18 protein-coding genes are annotated in these 19,268 nt (G+C 44.2%); all 18 read right to left on the bottom strand.

Annotated features, from left to right (window positions below; translation table 11 throughout):
- Positions 1 to 10: 10 nt before the first annotated feature.
- The 18 genes from ylqF to ACZQK9_RS01710 all read right to left on the bottom strand — a co-directional run bounded on the left by ylqF (position 11) and on the right by ACZQK9_RS01710 (position 19,262).
- Positions 11 to 865, bottom strand: a complete 855-nt coding sequence (ylqF, locus tag ACZQK9_RS01795) for a ribosome biogenesis GTPase YlqF (protein ID WP_483269520.1) — start codon at positions 863 to 865, stop codon at positions 11 to 13.
- A 3-nt stretch (positions 866 to 868) separates the two neighbouring features.
- Entirely contained in the window at positions 869 to 1,474 is a 606-nt protein-coding gene (gene lepB, locus ACZQK9_RS01790) for a signal peptidase I (protein WP_178016711.1), read from the bottom strand.
- Positions 1,475 to 1,566: 92 nt separating this feature from the next.
- Positions 1,567 to 1,926: a 50S ribosomal protein L19 gene (gene rplS, locus ACZQK9_RS01785; RefSeq protein WP_021985611.1), complete on the bottom strand. Its 360-nt coding sequence runs from the start codon at positions 1,924 to 1,926 to the stop codon at positions 1,567 to 1,569.
- Between the two features lie 110 nt (positions 1,927 to 2,036).
- On the bottom strand, positions 2,037 to 2,822 hold the full coding sequence (locus ACZQK9_RS01780; protein ID WP_216506744.1) for a CheR family methyltransferase: 786 nt from the start codon (positions 2,820 to 2,822) through the stop codon (positions 2,037 to 2,039).
- Positions 2,823 to 2,824: 2 nt separating this feature from the next.
- Positions 2,825 to 4,765 carry a bifunctional 4-hydroxy-3-methylbut-2-enyl diphosphate reductase/30S ribosomal protein S1 gene (locus ACZQK9_RS01775; protein ID WP_178016709.1) on the bottom strand — a complete coding sequence of 647 codons (1,941 nt, stop codon included), beginning with the start codon at positions 4,763 to 4,765 and terminating at the stop codon, positions 2,825 to 2,827.
- A gap of 24 nt (positions 4,766 to 4,789) precedes the next feature.
- Positions 4,790 to 5,443 carry a (d)CMP kinase gene (gene cmk, locus ACZQK9_RS01770; RefSeq protein WP_483269420.1) on the bottom strand — a complete coding sequence of 218 codons (654 nt, stop codon included), beginning with the start codon at positions 5,441 to 5,443 and terminating at the stop codon, positions 4,790 to 4,792.
- Between the two features lie 24 nt (positions 5,444 to 5,467).
- Positions 5,468 to 6,736, bottom strand: coding sequence for a BaiN/RdsA family NAD(P)/FAD-dependent oxidoreductase (locus ACZQK9_RS01765; RefSeq protein ID WP_483269419.1), 1,269 nt, complete (start codon positions 6,734 to 6,736; stop codon positions 5,468 to 5,470).
- Complete coding sequence (locus ACZQK9_RS01760) at positions 6,736 to 7,383, bottom strand: potassium channel family protein (protein WP_483269418.1); 648 nt, start codon at positions 7,381 to 7,383, stop codon at positions 6,736 to 6,738. The genes ACZQK9_RS01765 and ACZQK9_RS01760 overlap by 1 nt, the downstream gene beginning before the upstream one ends.
- Positions 7,384 to 7,397: 14 nt before the next feature.
- Entirely contained in the window at positions 7,398 to 8,786 is a 1,389-nt protein-coding gene (locus ACZQK9_RS01755; RefSeq protein WP_216506750.1) for a TrkH family potassium uptake protein, read from the bottom strand.
- A gap of 140 nt (positions 8,787 to 8,926) precedes the next feature.
- Positions 8,927 to 10,345, bottom strand: a complete 1,419-nt coding sequence (locus ACZQK9_RS01750; protein ID WP_021985618.1) for an oxaloacetate decarboxylase subunit alpha — start codon at positions 10,343 to 10,345, stop codon at positions 8,927 to 8,929.
- Between the two features lie 26 nt (positions 10,346 to 10,371).
- A complete protein-coding gene (locus tag ACZQK9_RS01745) occupies positions 10,372 to 11,499 on the bottom strand; it encodes a sodium ion-translocating decarboxylase subunit beta (protein ID WP_117780197.1) in 1,128 nt (375 codons plus the stop codon).
- Between the two features lie 49 nt (positions 11,500 to 11,548).
- Positions 11,549 to 11,914, bottom strand: coding sequence for a biotin/lipoyl-containing protein (locus ACZQK9_RS01740; RefSeq protein WP_483269417.1), 366 nt, complete (start codon positions 11,912 to 11,914; stop codon positions 11,549 to 11,551).
- Positions 11,915 to 11,938: 24 nt separating this feature from the next.
- Entirely contained in the window at positions 11,939 to 12,907 is a 969-nt protein-coding gene (locus tag ACZQK9_RS01735) for an OadG family protein (protein WP_253292150.1), read from the bottom strand.
- Positions 12,908 to 12,924: 17 nt separating this feature from the next.
- Positions 12,925 to 14,349 carry an acyl-CoA carboxylase subunit beta gene (locus tag ACZQK9_RS01730; protein ID WP_178016703.1) on the bottom strand — a complete coding sequence of 475 codons (1,425 nt, stop codon included), beginning with the start codon at positions 14,347 to 14,349 and terminating at the stop codon, positions 12,925 to 12,927.
- Positions 14,350 to 14,550: 201 nt separating this feature from the next.
- Positions 14,551 to 15,090: a CDP-diacylglycerol--glycerol-3-phosphate 3-phosphatidyltransferase gene (gene pgsA / locus ACZQK9_RS01725; RefSeq protein WP_483269416.1), complete on the bottom strand. Its 540-nt coding sequence runs from the start codon at positions 15,088 to 15,090 to the stop codon at positions 14,551 to 14,553.
- Entirely contained in the window at positions 15,074 to 16,429 is a 1,356-nt protein-coding gene (gene rimO / locus ACZQK9_RS01720; protein ID WP_483269415.1) for a 30S ribosomal protein S12 methylthiotransferase RimO, read from the bottom strand. The genes pgsA and rimO overlap by 17 nt, the downstream gene beginning before the upstream one ends.
- Positions 16,430 to 16,436: 7 nt before the next feature.
- On the bottom strand, positions 16,437 to 17,282 hold the full coding sequence (folD, locus tag ACZQK9_RS01715; RefSeq protein ID WP_483269414.1) for a bifunctional methylenetetrahydrofolate dehydrogenase/methenyltetrahydrofolate cyclohydrolase FolD: 846 nt from the start codon (positions 17,280 to 17,282) through the stop codon (positions 16,437 to 16,439).
- Positions 17,283 to 17,591: 309 nt separating this feature from the next.
- Positions 17,592 to 19,262 (bottom strand): formate--tetrahydrofolate ligase, encoded by a 1,671-nt coding sequence (locus ACZQK9_RS01710; RefSeq protein ID WP_483269413.1) that lies wholly within the window; start codon positions 19,260 to 19,262, stop codon positions 17,592 to 17,594.
- Positions 19,263 to 19,268: the final 6 nt, after the last annotated feature.

The raw sequence follows: 19,268 nt of genomic DNA, 5'->3' as shown, positions 1-19,268 counted from the left end.
TATAAACTCCCTATTCCGGTATCTCCTCCAACGTCATACGTCCAAGTCTGCCGCTTCGAAAATCATCAAACAAAATCGCCGCAGCCTTATCAAGATCCGGTTCATTTCCTTTTAATAAACACAATCTTGCAATCGCAATCTGCTTCAATATCTCAAAATTCTCAGAATTTTGTACGTCAATATCTATATTATACCTGTCTGTCAGTGCATTACAATAATTTATTTTTAAAAATTCTATGAATTTTAAAGCAAGCTCGCTTTTCGTCAGGATTTCATCATTGATGGAGCCAATATAAGCCAGACGCAAACCAACCTCCTGATCATCAAATTTCGGCCACAGAATACCCGGTGTATCAAGTAATTCGACATCCTTTCCAATTCGAATCCACTGTTTTCCTTTCGTGACACCCGGTTTATTTCCAACCTTCGTACAGGATTTCTTTGCATAGGAATTGATAAATGTAGATTTTCCTACATTTGGAATACCGACAATCATCGCACGGATCGGACGATTAATGATTCCTCGTTTGCGGTCGCGTGCAATCTTCTCCTTACATGCTTCCCGGATTGTATCCGATACCGGCTTCATACCGGAATTTTTCCGTGAATCCATGCTCAACACGAAAAAACCCTTCGCTTTGAAATACGCTTCCCATTGTGCCGTTTTCCTTGCATCTGCCATATCTGCCTTGTTCAGGATAACCATGCGGGATTTATTTGCAGCAAGCGTATCAATGTCCGGATTCTTGCTCGATAGTGGTGTTCTCGCATCAAGCAACTCAATCACAATATTGATTAACTTTATATCTTCCTGCATCGTACGCTTGGCTTTCGTCATATGTCCCGGATACCACTGAATATTCATCATTTATTTTACCTTTCCTTTATCACTTCGAGGGAGAAGAATCCGTACAATCTTTCCCGTTATTTCTGTCTTCGATATATTTCCAACATTTGTATAACGGCTGTCCTCGCTGTTATTTACATTATCTCCCATCACAAAATACTCTTCATCGCCTAACGTGACATCCTCTTCTGCCACACCACTGATCTGTATCGTCATTGTAAATGGAACATCACTGCGCCGCTCGCCATTGATATAAATATCGCCATTTGAAATCCGTACAGTCTCCCCAGGCAGACCAATCACACGCTTGATATCATAGTATCCATCACCATCCACACGTGAATAAGCAATCACATCATATCGCTTCACATCGGATACTTTATACGCAAGCTTATTCACCATGACAACCTGTGAATCAGAAAGTGTCGGATTCATCGATGGTCCCACGACCGTAACCGTCTGGAATCCAAATGTTACAACCGCATATCCGACAATCACAGCAACAAATACAAGCAAAATCCACTGCCAGAAGGATCGAAAAAATCGCTTGATCTTTGAATTCCGTTTTGACACATGTCTTGACAGATTGTGCTTATCGTAATAACTTTTTTGTCCTCTACGTCTCAATGCAATCCTCCTATAAAGATACTTCTCCTCATAATAGGAAACCCCCAGATTGAAATGAATCTGGGGGCAAGTTTCCATTGTCTCTGCAAGTATTACTTTACAAGTTCCTTAACCTTAGCCTTCTTACCAACACGATCACGTAAGTAGTTAAGTTTTGCACGTCTTACTTTACCTCTACGAATAACCTCGATCTTCTCAATCGTTGGGCTATGCAGTGGCCAGGTCTTCTCAACGCCAACGCCATTTGAATTCTTACGAACTGTGAATGTCTCACGGTTGCTTCCGCCCTGTCTCTTCAGTACAGTACCTTCAAATGCCTGAACTCTTTCTCTGTTACCCTCTTTAATCTTAGCGTATACCTTAATAGTATCTCCTACATTAAAGTCTGTAACATCCTGCTTCAACTGTGCTGTCTCAATGTTCTTGATGATTTCATTTGCACTTAATGCCATTTGTGTGACCTCCTAAATAATTTAGACGTTCTTAATGCTTGACTGCACCAGAGGACCATCCCTTTTTTCACAACCACATAACTATATCATAGGATATTTGTTCGCGCAAGCTATATTTTGATTTTTTTATAAAAAAATGTTCGCAACGATTCAAATCCCAGTTCTTTTGCATGTAAGATCTGTTCCGTGCTGCCAATAAACAGAATTCCATCATCCGCAAGCGCACCATGGAAATTCTCATACACCTGATCCTTCGCCTCATCTGTGAAATAGATTACCACATTCCGACAGACGATCATATGAACATGCTGGAAATACCGGTCTTTGAGCAAATTGTGTTTTTTGAACTCTACACACTTCTTAATCTCGGGGCTGATTGCATAATGACATTCATCCACCTTCTTGAAATGCTTATCCAGATATTTCTTCGGCAGATCAGACAAACTCTTCGCCGGATAGACACCTTCTTTTGCAAAGGCGAGGACATCCTCGTCTAAATCCGTTGCGATGATACGAATCTTTGACAACGGAATATATTCCGACAGAATCATTGCAATCGTGTACGGTTCATCTCCCGTCGAACATGCCGCACTCCAGATTGTCAGCGTATCTCCATATTTTTTTCTCAGATATGGTATAATCTCCTGATCAAAATTCAACCACTGCTGTGGATTCCGATAAAACTGAGACACATTAATCGTCAGATAACTAACAAAGGTACGAAGTAGACCTTCGTCCTGCTTCATACCTTTGTAAAAATTTTCAAATCCATCAAACCCTTTACGGGCAATCAGGGATTCTATTCTTCTTTTCATCTGGCGTTCTTTATAAAGGTCTAAGTTAATATCGGTCAGTTTATACACATCCCGCTTAAACTCTTCATATTGATATTCCATGCTTACTCCTCGTCAGAAGCCTCCTGTGCATCATCTAAAGCACGAATGCTCAGGCTGATCTTCTTCTCAGCAGCTTTGAAATCTACAACCTTTGCTGTGACCTCCTGACCTACCTTCAGAACATCTTCCGGCTTCTCTACACGTTCCTTGGAAATCTGGGAAACATGAAGGAGTCCATCAACGCCCGGCTCAAGCTCTACGAATGCACCAAAGCTTGCAAAACGTACAACCTTACCTGTTACAACATTACCGATTGCATACTTGTCAGCAGCCTTTACCCAAGGATTCTCATCCTCGAACTTCATACTAAGGGCAATCTTCTCTCCATTGATGTCCTTGATAAATGTCTTAACAACATCGCCAACCTTAACAACACTGCTTGGATCATTGACTCTGCCCCAAGACATCTCAGAGATATGAAGAAGTCCGTCCGCTCCGCCAAGATCAATAAATGCGCCAAAGGATGTTACGTTCTTAACTGTTCCTTCTACTACATCGCCAACCTTGATATTCTCAAACAACTTCTTAGCAAGCTCTGCCTTCTTAGCAACGAGGAGCTGCTTTCTGTTACCGATAACTCTACGCTTCTTAGGATTGAACTCTGTCAATACAAATTCAACTTCCTGATCCTGATACTTTGTAAGATCCTTCTCAAATGTATCAGATACAAGGCTTGCAGGGATAAATACTCTGCACTCATTTACTACAACGTTCAAACCGCCATCAACAACCTGTGTTACCTTACCTGTAAGGACTTCACCATTGTTGTATGCTTCCTCTAACTTATCATAAGACTCATCTGCAGCAACTCTCTTGTATGAGAGGAGAACCTGTCCCTCGCCATCGTTTGTCTTGATAACCTTAACCTTGATTGGATCACCAACATTTACAACTGTTGTAAGATCTAAGTTTGGAGTACTAGAATACTCATTTCTGGTAACGATACCATCAGCCTTGTACTGGATATCTACGATGATCTCCTCCGGCTTAACAGCAATAACCTTTCCTTCAACTACGCTTCCAACCCGAATCTTGTTACCATTCTCTTCGGACTGCTTCAATAATTCTTCAAAACTTAATTCTGACATACTGTCATGAACCTCCTTAATAATATAATTTGGGGTAGATGCCCCAGCTGTAATACCTACCCTCTTAGCGGATTCAATAACAGTTAAATCCAAGTCAACGAGTGTCTGAATATAGTAAGTATTTTCGCATTCTCTGCGACAGATCTCATACAGCTTCTGTGTATTCGAACTGCTCTTACCACCAATCACTATCATGGTATCAACATCAGCTGCAAGTGTTCTTGCTTCTCTCTGTCGTTCCTCGGTAGCATTACATATGGTATTATAAACAATGACATTATATCCTTTATTTCTAAAAAATTCAACTATATCTTTAAATTTTACGTCATTAAATGTCGTTTGTGCGACAATATACACATTTTTATCAAGAAAATCCAGCTTTTTCTGTGCTTCTTCTACCGAATTTACAATAACCGGTTCCCTGACACACCAGCCACGGATGCCGCATACTTCCGGATGTTTTTCATCCCCGACGATTACCACACAGTGCCCCTGCTCCGTTTCCTCCTGTACAATACGATGAATCTTCTTCACAAACGGACATGTAGCATCGACGATTTCAAATCCAAGCTGCTCTAACTTTTTATAGGCATCCTGCCCGATGCCATGCGAACGAATCACAATTTCTTTTGCATCCTCTACTTTGCTACCGCGTGCCAGCATCATATCAATATCTTCTTCGGTCAGTACATGCACACCTTTCTGTTCCAGATCTGAGATGACCTCCTCGTTATGGATGATCGGACCATACGTATAGACCTTCTTCGCATTTCCAACCTGATCATAGACGAGATTTACTGCACGTTTGACACCAAAACAAAAGCCTGCGGATTTTGCAATTTTTATTTCTCTCATAAATGCGGATCTCCTGTTCTGCACCTACTGTGGAATTCTGCCGATAATCTCTGCTACAACTTCATCAATTGTAAGATTGGAAGAATCCAGAAAATATGCATCTTCTGCCTGTGTGAGCGGTGCGATTTCCCGGTGCATATCCTGATAATCTCTTGCCTCAATATCATGCTTAATCTCTTCCAGATCGGCCGGTATATGCTTTTCAACCAGCTCCTTGTAACGTCTGTCGGCTCTTGTATCAACCGATGCAGTCAGATAAATCTTCAGTTCAGCATTTGGTAACACAAATGTTCCAATATCTCTGCCATCCATGACAACATCCTGTGTAGCTGCAAGATTTCTCTGCAGATCTAACAGTTTGTCTCGTACCGCCTGTTTGGTTGCAACCTTGGACGCCATATTTCCAACAACTTCCTGTCGTATCTCCTTAGAGACATTCTTGCCATTTAAATATACCTGCTGTTCACCAGCCTCGTATCTGATTTCAACCTGAATTGCTGCAAGTGCTTCCAATACTGCGGCTGCATTCTCCGCATCGACGCCTTCATTCATAAAATACAGACCTATGGCACGGTACATTGCACCTGTATCGACATAGATATATCCCTTTTCCTTTGCTACACGACGTGCAATCGTGCTTTTTCCGGCTCCTGCCGGTCCATCAATTGCGATATTCATACTTCTTGTTCCTCCAGATAGTATTTATATTTTATATTGCTGCGTAAGCAGTACTGTGGCTGCTGTAGACCATGCAATCTGCAGGTTGAAACCTCCAGTCAGGGCATCCACATCGAGCACTTCTCCGATAAAGTAAAGTCCCGGGATCCGCTTTGCCTCCATCGTCTTGGGGTTGATTTCTTTCACACTCACACCACCTTTTGTGATGATTGCCTCCTCATAACCACGCGTACCTGCCACATGCAGCGTAAGCTTCTTCATACAGGAAGCCAGTCTTTCCCGCTCTTCCCTCGTCACAGCATTGACCTGCTTGAAAGGATCAATCTCCGCAAGCTCTATCATAACCGGAATCAGTTTCTTTGGCAGCAGATCATCGAGTGCATTACGCACCTGTTTGTTCTTTGCCGCATCAAAATCCCGCAGGATCCGGTCATCAAGCTGTTCCATGGTCAGTGCCGGTTTTAAATCGATTTCTACCCAGACAGGTTCTCCCTTTGCCTTCCCTGCATAGGCAGATGCAGAAAGCACAAGCGGACCGCTGATACCAAAATGCGTAAACAGCATTTCTCCCTGGTCGTGATACAGAAGCTTTTCCTTATTTTTCTTCTTTGTATAGCAGGACAATGTAACATTCCGAAGCGAAAGTCCCATCAGTTCCCGGCAGAAATCCTCTTTGATTTCAAATGGTACAAGTGACGGTAGACATTCTGTCACCTGCAGTCCAAGATCTCTGGCAAACTGCAAACCATCTCCGGTTGAACCGGTACGCTCATAGGAAAGCCCTCCGGTTGCCACAACCACCGCATCAAAATATTCCAGTTTTTGATGTCCATCCGCATCCTTCACGCTAACGCCGGCTGCACGCATCTGATTCTGTACCTGCTCCGTCAAAATCTTTGTTACTGTGTGATACAGACAGATTGTTACCTTCCGCTTCTTTAGCGCCTGCTCGAGTGTCTTTATCACATCGGATGAATGATCCGATGCCGGAAATACCCGGTTTCCACGTTCGGTCTTCAGTTCCAATCCGTTTTGCTCAAAAAACTGCATCACATCCTGTGCATTACAATTATAAAATGCACTATACAAAAACTTTGGATTTGTCACCACATGTTTCATCAGCTCTTCCACTTCACAATTGTTTGTCAGATTGCATCTGCCTTTTCCTGTGATGAAAAGTTTTTTGCCAAGTTTTTCATTTTTTTCATATATTGTCACGGAGTGCCCTGCCTGTGCAAGCATAACTGCTGCATACATACCGGCAGCTCCTCCACCTATGATAGCTGCTCGCATTATCTCTCAAACCTCTTCAAATCCGACTTTTTCATGATAATCAGCAACGGCTCGTCCGCCTTTAATGGCGTATCCGGATCCATAGCGATATTGAATTCATCATTCTGGATCACAGCGACAACATTGATTTTATATTCTTTTCTAAGATTCAGCTCCCGCAGATTCTTATCAACCCACTCCGCACGTGGAAGAATCTCCACAAGGCTCGTGCTGTCCGACAGGTCAAAATAATCGACAAGATGTTCTGAGATCAGTTTGTGTGACAGACGGATTCCGGATTCTTTCTCCGGAAAAACAACCTGGTCTGCGCCAACCCGCTTCAGGATTTTCTCCATCATCTCATCCTTTGCCTTTGCAATTACCTTTGGCACGCCAAGTTCCTTTGCAGACATCACGCACATGATGCTGGAATCTAAGCTGTCAGCCATCGCCACAACTACCGCATCCATGTTCGAGATACCTGCCTCTCTTAGTGCATCCATATCACAGACATCCAGACTCATGGCACAAGTCACACTGTCCGCAATCTCATTTATAATCTCTGGATTTCCATCGATTGCAAGCACATCCGCGCCGTTTTTATACAATTCTGTTGCAATGCTTTTTCCATACCGTCCAAGACCGATAACCGCGATCGATTTATTCATATATTTCATTCCTCCTACCCTACAATAATTTCCGCATCCGCATATTTTACAGAGTTGTGGTTTGTCGCACGCTGTCCGAAGAACATGAACATCGTGATTGGTCCCACTCTGCCAAGATACATACATAATATGATAATCACTTTTCCAATCACATTCAGCCCCGGAGTCACGTCCCGTGACAACCCGACTGTTGCGATTGCACTTGTCACTTCGAAGACACCATCCGACAGGGAAAGTGGATTTGTCGCCAGAAGCAGAACAGAAAACAAAATCAATGTGCCAAAACCGATAACCGTCACAGCCAGCGACCGACGGACGATAGATGTCGGGATTGTTTTTTTAAATGCGACCGTCTCTTTGCGTCCCTGTACTACAGCCAAAACTGCAAACACAAGTGTCGCAGCCGTCATCGTCTTGATACCACCGGCAGTTCCGACCGGCGAACCACCAACAAACATGATTACACAACTCACAAGTACCGTCGGCTCTGTCAATCCCTTCTGGCTGATTGATGCAAATCCAGCTGTTCGGAGTGTCACAGACTGAAAAAATGCATTGAGTATTTTCTTTCCAAGTGACATATTTCCAAGCGTGAGCGGATTGTTACATTCAAATAGAAATGTGACAACCATGCCGGATAAAATCAATGCAAATGTCATCATCAATATGATTTTTGTATGTGTATTGAATCGACGCCAGATATCACGGGCCGGTATCTTTTTTGCACGCACGTTTGAAAGCACATCTACCACATCCCACCAGACAACGAATCCAAGTCCACCACAGATGATCAGAAACGACGACGTGAGCAGTACAAGCGGTGAATCCGCATACGTCATCAGACTGTCCGGTCCAATGATATCGATTCCTGCATTGCAAAACGCTGAAATCGCATTGAATACAGAATACCAGATTCCATGTGCCACACCAAACTGTGGGATAAACGCAAACATATATAAGACCGCGCCTAACATCTCCACAATCACAGTTCCTTTGATCACTCGTTTTATAAATACAACCATGCCCTGCATCGTACTTAATCCAAAAGCATCCTGAATCATCATACGATTGCGCAAGGAGAATTTTCGATTCATAAGCAGCATAACAAATGACGTCAATGCCACAATTCCAAGTCCCCCGAGCTGTATCAGCGCGAGAATTACAATCTTACCAAATAATGTCCAATACGAAAAGGTCGGAACAACTACAAGCCCCGTCACGCAGACGGAAGTCGTTGCAGTAAATAACGCGGTCAGAAAATCCGATTCTCCGGTTATCGTTGCAGCCGGCAGTGTAAGCAGGATCGCTCCGATCAAAATCGCAATCAGAAATCCAAGCAATATCTTTGATGTCGTCCGCATCTGCCGCCTTAATTTCTTTTCATTTTTTTTCGCTACATCCATAATTTTCTCCACACTTATATCTTTTATTGCAGGTAATTGCGAAACACGTAATTGTATATCGCAATTACCTGCTCTATATTATGAAAGAATAAGGCGGAGAAAAAGCTCTCCGCCTTTTGATATCTTTCTATCCTTGTTTATTATACCGGATATGTCTTATTCTCAGTATTTGCTGCTGTTACATCCACACCTGTCTGCTGTGCTTCTCTGTACTTGAAGAATTCTGTTGCAACCTGTGGGAACAATGCATAAGAAAGAACATCCTCATCCTGCTGCTTGTACTGTGCCATTTCCTTCTCGAACTTAGCGAGGGATGGCTCCAAGTCGTCTGCCGGACGATATGTGATTGGCTCCTTCATTCCAAGGCTGTCAAGTGCCTTCTTCTGGATCTCTGCATTTACAGGTACTGTTGTTCTACCGTACTTACCTACGAGCATATCCTTTGCCTCTTTTGTAAGCGTCTTGTAACGCTCACCCATAACGACGTTCAATACAGCCTGTGTACCAACGATCTGTGAAGATGGTGTAACAAGTGGAATCTCACCAAAGTCTTTACGCACACGTGGAATCTCTTCGAGTACTTCATCGTACTTATCCTCTGCATGCATCTCCTTCAACTGGGATACCATGTTGGAAAGCATGCCACCCGGTACCTGGTAAAGCAGAGTCTTGATGTTAACGCCCATTACCTTTGGACTAAGCAGTCCGGACTCCAGCCACTGCTCACGAAGTGGACGGAAGTAATCAGCGATCTCAGCAAGAAGGTTCTGATCGAATCCAGGATCGAACTCTGTACCCTCGAATGCCTTTGCCATAACCTCTGTTGCAGGCTGTGATGTACCCATAGCAAGTGGTGACATTGCTGTATCAATGATGTCACATCCAGCTTCGACTGCCTTCATGTATGTCATGGAAGCAACACCGGATGTGTAATGTGTATGAAGCTGAATCGGAAGCTTTGTACCTTCCTTCAAAGCCTTTACAAGCTTCGTAGCCTCGTTTGGTACAAGAAGTCCGGCCATATCCTTGATACAGATAGAATCTGCACCCATCTCCTCGATCTGTCTTGCCATGTTCTTCCAGTAATCCATTGTATAAGCATCACCAAGTGTGTATGAAAGTGCAACCTGTGCATGTCCATTTTCCTTGTTTGCTGCCTTTACAGCTGTCTCAAGGTTACGGATATCATTCAGACAGTCAAAGATACGAATGATATCAATACCGTTTGCGATACTCTTCTGTACGAAGTACTCTACAACATCATCCGAATATGGGCTGTATCCAAGGATATTCTGTCCACGGAACAGCATCTGAAGCTTTGTATTCTTGAATCCGTCACGGAGCTTACGAAGTCTGTCCCATGGATCCTCTTTCAGGAAACGGAGACAAGCGTCGAATGTAGCACCACCCCAGCACTCTACGGAATGGTAACCAACTTTATCCATTTTATCAATAATTGGCAACATCTGCTCTGTTGTCATACGAGTTGCAATCAAAGACTGGTGTGCATCTCTCAGCACAGTTTCGGTAATCTTTACCGGTTTCTTTTCTTCTGCCATTAGTCTGACCTCCTAAATTCTCTATACTATACACCAAAGATTGCGAGGAATGTTCCGGCTGCAACCGCAGTACCGATAACACCTGCAACGTTTGGTCCCATGGCGTTCATCAAAAGGAAGTTTGTAGGATCTGCCTCTGCACCAACCTTCTGTGATACACGTGCTGCCATAGGAACGGCGGATACACCCGCAGAACCGATCAGCGGATTTACCTTACCGTGCGTTACCTTGCACATAATCTTACCGAACAATACACCTGCCGCTGTACCAAACGCAAATGCGATCAGACCAAGCAATACAATTTTCAATGTACTTGTCTTCAGGAATGCTTCTGCACTTGTCGATGCACCTACGGATGTACCAAGCAGGATAACAACGATGTACATCATTGCATTACTTGCCGTCTCTGTTAACTGCTTAACAACACCACTCTCACGGAACAGGTTACCAAGCATCAGCATACCAACCAGCGGAGCTGTTGTCGGAAGAATCAATACAACAACCAGTGTAACGATGATTGGGAACAGGATCTTCTCCATCTTGGATACCGGACGGAGCTGAGCCATCTTGATCTTTCTCTCCTTCTCTGTTGTGAGAAGCTTCATGATCGGCGGCTGGATAACCGGTACCAGTGACATATAAGAATATGCGGCAACGGCGATCGGTCCCATTAAAGTTCCACCCATTCCGAGCTTACCTGCAAGGAAGATTGATGTAGGACCATCGGCACCACCGATGATAGAGATTGCGGCTGCTTCCTTTCCATTGAATCCCATCAGGAATGCAAGGAAGTATGCAGCATAAATACCAAACTGTGCGGCTGCACCAAGCAAGAAGCTCTTCGGGTTCGCAATCAGCGGGCCGAAGTCTGTCATGGCGCCGACACCCATGAAGATGAGGGAAGGCAAAATACTCCACTCATCCAACAAATAGAAATAATGTAACAATCCACCATCAGCAATGATATCCGGGAACATGTTAACCAGGAACATACCGAAGGAGATTGGAACCAAAAGCAACGGCTCGAAGCCTTTCACGATTGCAAGATACATGAATACACATGCAATGAGAATCATTACATAATGCTTCCATGTCAGGGTTGCAAATCCTGTCTGGAGAGCCAGATTTTTAAATACATCTGCAAAACTACTCACTTATGTTTACCTCCTGTTATTGTAGGAACCAGTTACTTAAAAACTCTGATTAGTTCAAAGTAGCCAATACATCGCCTGCTTCAACTGCATCACCTGCTGAAACGTTGATGCTTGCAACTGTTCCGTCTTCCGGAGCTACCACATCATTTTCCATCTTCATAGCCTCAAGGATCAGGATAACATCACCCTTCTTTACAGCTGTACCAACACTTGCCTTTACATTCAAGATCTTACCAGGCATCGGAGCTGCAACCTCGATAGAGCCTGCGGCTGCTGCTGGTGCCGGAGCTGCTGGAGCCGGAGCTGCTGCAACCGGTGCCGGAGTTGCTGCTGCAACCGGAGCTGCACCTGCACCCAATTCTTCTACTGCTACATCATAAGCTGTACCATTTACAGTAATTCTATAATTCTTCATGTTAATTTCCTCCTAATATATCAATTATTTTCTTGCACGACGAATCGAACGTACAACGAGTTTATCCTTACTTACTGCACCATTGCCTGCCTGTCCTTCGGCTGCATAAATAGCGGCTGTGATAACGGCTACAAGCTCTGCATCGTTCATCAGATTGCCTGCGGCTGGTGCCGGTGTAGCAGCCTTGACTGGTGCTGCCGGCTTGCTCTCTTCCTTCTTGAGATCTTCAATCTTCGGCTTCTTTGCGAAAAGTGCCGGAAGGAACTTGAACAGTGAAATAATAAATGAGATGAAAATCAAAACTACAAATACAGTACCCATACCGAGCAATGTATTCATACCTGCCTGCTTCATCAGCTCTGTCTTAGAGTATACGGCTGAAACAACCATCTCCTCCGGGAGATACTGATATACGCCCTGCATCTCATTGTCGATGCCCTGCTGTACAACATCGTCTACACTTGAATAGTAACTGCCATACTGGGAGAAGAATTCATCTTCTGAACCATAGTACATTGCAATTTCCTGACGGACTGCATCTGCATTGTATGTCTGCTTTGCCTGATCCAGCTTGATATAATAATCTGGATTCTCAACAAACTTTACAGTTACCTCCACATCTCTGTTTGCTGCCTTGTTTGTAACAGTTACCGATACAGAGTCTGCGGCATTCTCAATCTTGTAATCGACATCATTTAAATCCATGCCAACACCGTTGATATAAGGAGAGAAATCCTGGAAGTCTCCAACCTTATCGGTCTCCTGTGCCTGCTTGATACCCTTTACTGCGGACTGCTCGAATTCGGTTCCATCCTGAATATAATAATCAGCATATTCATCATCAACATTCTGATACTGGTTGAACAGATACATCGTGTCAATCACAATCTGGCTGTCATCATAGTCAAACGGCTTTTCAACCTCATTGCTGCAGGCAGTCAAGGAAAACATCATAGCTAACATGGAAATCAGAATTAATAATTTTTTCTTCATTTCATTGTCACCTTTCCTTATACTGCTCCGTGCTTCTTATATGGTCTTTCCTCGTTCTTTGTGCTAAGCATATCAAACGCTGCGATCACACGCTTTCTTGTTGCATCCGGCTCGATGATATCATCAACATAACCACGCTTTGCTGCTGCAAGTGCGCTTGACTGAAGCTCTGTATAAGCCTTCTTCTTCTCTGCAATAAATGCAACCTTATCAGCTGCCTCTGCAATTTCCTTCTCGTACATGATCTTGACAGCCATCTCCGGCTCCATCGTACCAATCTTTGCACACGGCCATGCATATACCATATCTGCGCCGATAGCCTTGGAGTTCATGATCGTATACGCTGTTCCGAATGCATCTCCCATCACAACTGTTACCTTCGGTACTGTTGCATCTGCAAATGCATATGTGAGTTTTGCTGCTGCATCTGCGATTGTTCTCTCGTTTGATACAGTTGCTACAAATCCCTTTGCATTTACGAGTGTCAATACAGGAATGTTAAATGCGTCACAGAACTTCACGAAGTCTGCTGCGATATAAGCACCGCTTGTAGAGAGAAGCTCTCCGCCATCGGCTGCCTGGTTCGCTACACAACCAACTGTCGCACCATTCAACTTGATCAGGCCAAGAACCATGTCCTTTGCATAATCTTTCTTTACTTCTACGAATACGTTGTTATCTGCGATGTTCTGCAATACAGCTCTTGCATCCTTTGCAAATCCATCGAGATTTGGAATGATACGGTTCAGATCGTCTGTACAATCGGACTCTGCATCTTCCATGTTGTTGTCAGGAAGCATATCTACAAGGCTTCTGATACCTGCAAGTGTTGTTGCATCATCCTCGAATACACCATCTACCAGAGAAGAATTCTCGCTAAGGTAAGCCGCAGATGCTGTATCAAGCTTTGCCTGATAGTTTCCATCGAGTGCATTTGGACTGTTTACGAATAACTTGCCGCCCTCTGCTGTCATAAATGTAAAGTCTGTAAGTGTTGGAATAAGCGCTGCTCCACCACCGCATGTTCCAAAAATTGCAGTAATCTGTGGGATTACTCCTGACGCAAGTGTCTGCTTCAGATAAACTTCACCGAACGCATTTAACGCATCGGTTGCCTCCTGCAAACGAAGTCCCGCACAATCGATCAAACCGACTACCGGTGCGCCTACCTTCATCGCCATGTCATAAATCTTCGCAATCTTCTTTGCGTGCATCTCACCGATTGCACCACCAAGAACCGTTGCATCCTGGCTGTATACATACACCAGTTTTCCATTGATGACACCATATCCAGTAATAACACCGTCTTTTGGAGTATCATTTTCCTGCATGTTGAAGTCTGTATTTCTAGCTGTTACATAAGCACCAACTTCAACAAAGCTCGCTTCGTCTAGCAAAGAAGAAATTCTGTCACTTGCTGACAATGTAAGTTTGTTACTCATTTTAAGCCCTCCACTTTTATTTATTATGGGTTTTCTGATAAGAAACCCAATTTCTTCCGATTGTAATTGTAAATCTTTTTACGACTGAAATCAAGTCAAAATCACATTCTTTGTCACAGATTTGCAATAAAAAAGAAAAATCTGTAAAAAGCCTTAAACATTTACGTTTCATCCGCTTTTTACAGATTTTTAAAGCCACTCTTATTTTGTTTCAGAAAGCACGTTTTTATTCTTTACCAGATAGTCGATCAAAGAAATAATCGTCAATGCCAGAGCCAGATAGATCAACGCATTTTCAATAACATGAACTGTGCTTCCGCCGAAGTCACAAATCAATAAAATAACCATAAACATCTGGCATACGGTCTTGATTTTACCCCACCATCCGGCAGCGATCACGACGCCGTTATCCGATGCAACAAGCCGGAATCCGCTGATGATGAACTCTCTTGCGATAATGACGATTACAACCCACGCCGGAATCCGGTCAAGATCAATCAACGCAATCATCGCAGAGCAGACAAGCAGCTTGTCCGCAAGCGGATCCATGAACTTCCCAAAGTCCGTGATCAGGTTATATTTTCTTGCAATCTTTCCGTCGAGCATATCCGTGAGGCTTGCCAGACAGAACAGTGCAAGTGCGATCCATTTTCCTCCCGGAATACCCGGCACCATTAGGGCAACTAAGAAAAATGGTATCATGATCATTCTGAGTATTGTTAGTTTATTCGGTAGATTCATCCAATATCCCTCCTATCATATCATATGGTCCTACCTCATTGATCCGGACATCGACGATCTGTCCGGACATCAGTTCATAATCACAGTTCACAAACACCAGTCCGTCCACACCCGGTGCATCCCGGTATGTCCGTCCGACATAGACATCGTCGTCCGAGGAATATCCCTCAACGATGACCTGCATAATCTTCCCGACAAATGTCTCGTTTTTATCTAAGGAGATTTCCTGTTGCAGCTCCATGATTTCATTGCGCCACTGTGTGGCTGTCTCCTCATCAATCTGGTTCTCAAATGTCGCCGCCGGCGTTCCATCTTCTCTGGAATAGGTGAATACACCTACGCGGTCAAGTTCCTGTTCATCTAAGAACGTCATCAGTGCCTCATGCTCCTCTTTTGTCTCACCAGGAAATCCGGCGATCAGGGATGTACGAATTGCAATATCCGGTGCCGCTTCCCGCAGCTTCCCGATTACCATTTCGATGCTGGCACGGTCTGTGCGTCTGCCCATGCGCTTTAAGATTGCATCCTCGCTGTGTTGCATCGGCATATCAATATAATGCAGAAGTTTCGGTTCATCCCGGAAGCAATCAATCAGTTCATCATAGATTTCCTCCGGATAACAGTACATCAGGCGGATCCATTTGATTCCATCAATCTTCGCCAGTTCACGGACTAACACATGCAGCCGTTTCTCACCGTACAGGTCTTTTCCATAGCAGGTCGTCTCCTGTGCAACAAGCACCAGTTCCTCGATTCCCTGTGATGCCATATATTCTGCTTCCTTTATAAGCTGCTCCATTGGCACGCTCCGGTAATGTCCACGGATATGTGGGATGACACAGTAGGTACAGAATTTGTCACAACCCTCCGCAATCTTTAAGTATCCCATAAAGGTACCCGATGTAATAACCTTGTTGGATTCTGTAATCGTTGCCAGGCGGTCAATATCATCATAGACGCTGATTCCCTCTGCATCTTCGATTCCATCCCGTGCTTTCAGCTCCTCGATCACATCTAATATCTTATCAAAGCTGCTTGTTCCAAGACACGCATCAATCTCAGGAATCTCTGCAAATATCTCATCTTTAAACCGCTGTGCCATACATCCGGTCACGATCAGGTATTTTAAGTTCTGCTGTTTGAGCTTCGCCATCTCCAATACCGTGTTCACACTTTCCTCCATCGCATCTTTGATGAAACTGCATGTATTCACGATAACCGCATCAGCTTCCTGCTCATCGTTCGTAATATTATAATTGTGCTTTGCGAGCAGTCCAAGCATTGCCTCACTGTCGCAAAGGTTCTTGTCACAGCCAAGTGACACCATCAATATATTCATATGTTTCTTATTCCTCACGCTCTGCAGCTTCCACACAGTTATTCATCAGCATTGCAATTGTCATCGGTCCAACACCGCCCGGAACCGGTGTGATAGCTCCTGCTACCGGTTCCACCGATGCAAAATCAACATCACCGCATAACTTGTTATTGGCATCTCTGTGGATACCTACATCGATCACTGTCGCGCCATCCTTCACATACGATGCATCGATCATCTTTGGCTTTCCGATCGCTACAATCAGGATATCTGCCTCTTTACAGATTTCCTTCAGATTCTTTGTTCTCGAATGACAGATTGTTACGGTCGCATTCTCCCGTAGCATTAAAAGCGCCATCGGCTTGCCTACAATATTGCTTCTGCCGATCACAACGCAGTGTTTTTCTTCGATATCGATATCTGAACGCTTCAGAAGCTGGATGATTCCCGCCGGTGTACACGATACAAATCCCGGTCTGCCAATACACAGACTGCCGACACTCTCTGGATGAAATCCGTCCACATCCTTCTTCGGAGAGATTGCACCGATGATCTTCTCCTCGTTAATGTGCTTCGGAACCGGAAGCTGCACTAAGATTCCATGTACACTGTCATCCTCATTCAGATTCTTGATAATAGAGAGAAGCTCCTCCTCTGTTGTCTCCTCCGGAAGCTCAAACGCACGTGACTCGATACCGATATAGGCGCAGGCTTTCTTCTTGTTTCCAACATAAACAGAAGATGCAGGATCATTTCCAACCTGAATGACTGCCAGACAGATATTCCTACCTTGTGCTTTCAATGCGGAAACCTTTTCTTTTAATTCATCCTTAATCTGCTGGGAGATTTCTTTTCCGTTAATCAATTTTGCCATTGTTATAATCCGCCTTTCTTTACAACATTGTACACGATTCCATATGCCGTGTACCATGCATCTGAATTCATAAATATACGATGTATTGAAACTAAGTAGTTCTAGATGCTCCAATATACATACCAAACTCATACGCAACCGCCACCAATTCGCCATCCATGGCTCAGTGGTGGCTTGTTTGAACTTCCTGTTCAAACATTGCTGTACACAGATGGAGCATCAAAAACTTCTAAGTTTCAAACATATGTATATTTAGAATTCAGATGCATGGTACATATACATATGGAATCGTATACAAATTGGTACTTCTTAGAATAAACCGTGTGTTACACCTTCATCATCCACGAAGATACGCTCTGCAGCTGGGACTTTAGGAAGTCCCGGCATCGTCATGATGGCTCCTGTGATTGCTACAATGAATCCGGCGCCGGCACTTACATATACCTCACGGATATTCACTGTAAATCCGGTCGGTCTGCCAAGCTTCTTCGCATCATCAGACAGGGAATACTGGTTTTTCGCCATGCAGACCGGCATATCTGTAAATCCCATCTCTTCGATCTTTGCAATCGCGCGATCTGCTTCTGCGGAATATGTTACACCATCTGCGCCATAGATTTTCTTCGCAATTGTCTCAATCTTCTCCTTGATTGGCAGATTGTCTTCATACAATACCTTAAAGTGGCTTTCCTTCGTCTCAAGTGTGTTAAGCACAGCCTTTGCCAGCTCAACACCACCTTCGCCGCCTTTCTCCCATACATTTGCAAGGGCGAAATCACAGCCTCGCTTCTCACAGAATTCCCGTACATATGCAAGCTCTGCATCTGTATCGGATACGAAACGGTTCAGCGTTACAACTACCGGCACGCCGTAGAGCTGTAAGTTCTCGATGTGCTTCTCTAAGTTTACAATGCCCTTCTCTAATGCTTCTAAGTTCTCAGCGCCAAGGTCTGCCTTTGCCACGCCGCCGTTATATTTGAGTGCACGTACGGTTGCTACAAGCACAACTGCATCCGGCTTTAAGCCGGTCATACGACACTTGATATCGAAGAATTTCTCAGCACCGAGATCGGCACCGAAGCCCGCCTCTGTGATTACATAATCTGCAATCTTAAGTGCGGTCTGTGTTGCACGGACAGAGTTACATCCATGTGCGATATTCGCAAATGGCCCACCGTGTACAAGTGCCGGTGTATGCTCTAAGGTCTGGATCAGGTTTGGCTTGATCGCATCCTTCAAAAGTGCTGTCATCGAACCGACACATTTTAATTCTCCGGCCGTAACAGGCTCATTATCCACGTTATATGCAACGATGATTCTTGCAAGGCGATCCTGCAGGTCCTTGATGTCCGTTGCAAGACAGAGGATTGCCATGATCTCTGAAGCAACTGTGATGACAAATCCATCCTGACGCATCACACCGTCACCCTTCTTGCCCATACCTACGATGATGTTACGAAGTACACGATCGTTCATATCAAGGCAGCGCTTAAACACGATACGCTTTGGATCGATGCGAAGTGCATTTCCCTGATGCATATGATTATCCATGACGGCTGCAAGCAGATTATTCGCAGATGTAATCGCATGGAAATCACCTGTAAAATGCAGGTTTAAGTCTTCCATTGGAACAACCTGTGCATATCCGCCACCGGCTGCTCCGCCCTTTACACCGAAGCATGGTCCAAGGGAAGGCTCACGCAGTGCAATGACTGCCTTCTTACCAAGCTTACACATTGCCTGACCAAGTCCTACGGTTACTGTTGTCTTTCCCTCTCCTGCCGGAGTCGGATTGATGGCTGTTACCAGAACCAGTTTACCATTCTCATTATCTTTTACAGACTGCATATACTCATCAGAGAGCTTCGCCTTGTACTTCCCGTACATCTCGATATCATCCTCTGACATACCAAGCTTTGCTGCCACGTTTTTAATTGGTTCCATCTCTGCCTGCTGTGCGATTTCAATGTCTGTTAACATACGTTT

The organism is Wujia sp., from assembly GCF_056872695.1.
The sequence above is the reverse complement of the archived record's forward strand: the minus strand, read 5'-3'. Positions and strand labels throughout refer to the sequence as shown.

What these genes read in the sequence shown, in the direction of transcription:
- ACZQK9_RS01760 (WP_483269418.1), bottom strand. Translation starts at nt 7,383, where the DNA reads ATGAATAAATCGATCGCGGTTATCGGTCTTGGACGGTATGGAAAAAGC.
- ACZQK9_RS01710 (WP_483269413.1), bottom strand. Translation starts at nt 19,262, where the DNA reads ATGTTAACAGACATTGAAATCGCACAGCAGGCAGAGATGGAACCAATT.
- ACZQK9_RS01755 (WP_216506750.1), bottom strand. Translation starts at nt 8,786, where the DNA reads ATGGATGTAGCGAAAAAAAATGAAAAGAAATTAAGGCGGCAGATGCGG.
- rimO (WP_483269415.1), bottom strand. Translation starts at nt 16,429, where the DNA reads ATGAATATATTGATGGTGTCACTTGGCTGTGACAAGAACCTTTGCGAC.
- rplS (WP_021985611.1), bottom strand. Translation starts at nt 1,926, where the DNA reads ATGGCATTAAGTGCAAATGAAATCATCAAGAACATTGAGACAGCACAG.
- ACZQK9_RS01780 (WP_216506744.1), bottom strand. Translation starts at nt 2,822, where the DNA reads ATGGAATATCAATATGAAGAGTTTAAGCGGGATGTGTATAAACTGACC.
- ylqF (WP_483269520.1), bottom strand. Translation starts at nt 865, where the DNA reads ATGAATATTCAGTGGTATCCGGGACATATGACGAAAGCCAAGCGTACG.
- cmk (WP_483269420.1), bottom strand. Translation starts at nt 5,443, where the DNA reads ATGAATATCGCAATTGATGGACCGGCAGGAGCCGGAAAAAGCACGATT.
- ACZQK9_RS01775 (WP_178016709.1), bottom strand. Translation starts at nt 4,765, where the DNA reads ATGAGAGAAATAAAAATTGCAAAATCCGCAGGCTTTTGTTTTGGTGTC.
- pgsA (WP_483269416.1), bottom strand. Translation starts at nt 15,090, where the DNA reads ATGAATCTACCGAATAAACTAACAATACTCAGAATGATCATGATACCA.
- ACZQK9_RS01730 (WP_178016703.1), bottom strand. Translation starts at nt 14,349, where the DNA reads ATGAGTAACAAACTTACATTGTCAGCAAGTGACAGAATTTCTTCTTTG.
- ACZQK9_RS01740 (WP_483269417.1), bottom strand. Translation starts at nt 11,914, where the DNA reads ATGAAGAATTATAGAATTACTGTAAATGGTACAGCTTATGATGTAGCA.
- ACZQK9_RS01765 (WP_483269419.1), bottom strand. Translation starts at nt 6,736, where the DNA reads ATGCGAGCAGCTATCATAGGTGGAGGAGCTGCCGGTATGTATGCAGCA.
- ACZQK9_RS01735 (WP_253292150.1), bottom strand. Translation starts at nt 12,907, where the DNA reads ATGAAGAAAAAATTATTAATTCTGATTTCCATGTTAGCTATGATGTTT.
- folD (WP_483269414.1), bottom strand. Translation starts at nt 17,282, where the DNA reads ATGGCAAAATTGATTAACGGAAAAGAAATCTCCCAGCAGATTAAGGAT.
- ACZQK9_RS01750 (WP_021985618.1), bottom strand. Translation starts at nt 10,345, where the DNA reads ATGGCAGAAGAAAAGAAACCGGTAAAGATTACCGAAACTGTGCTGAGA.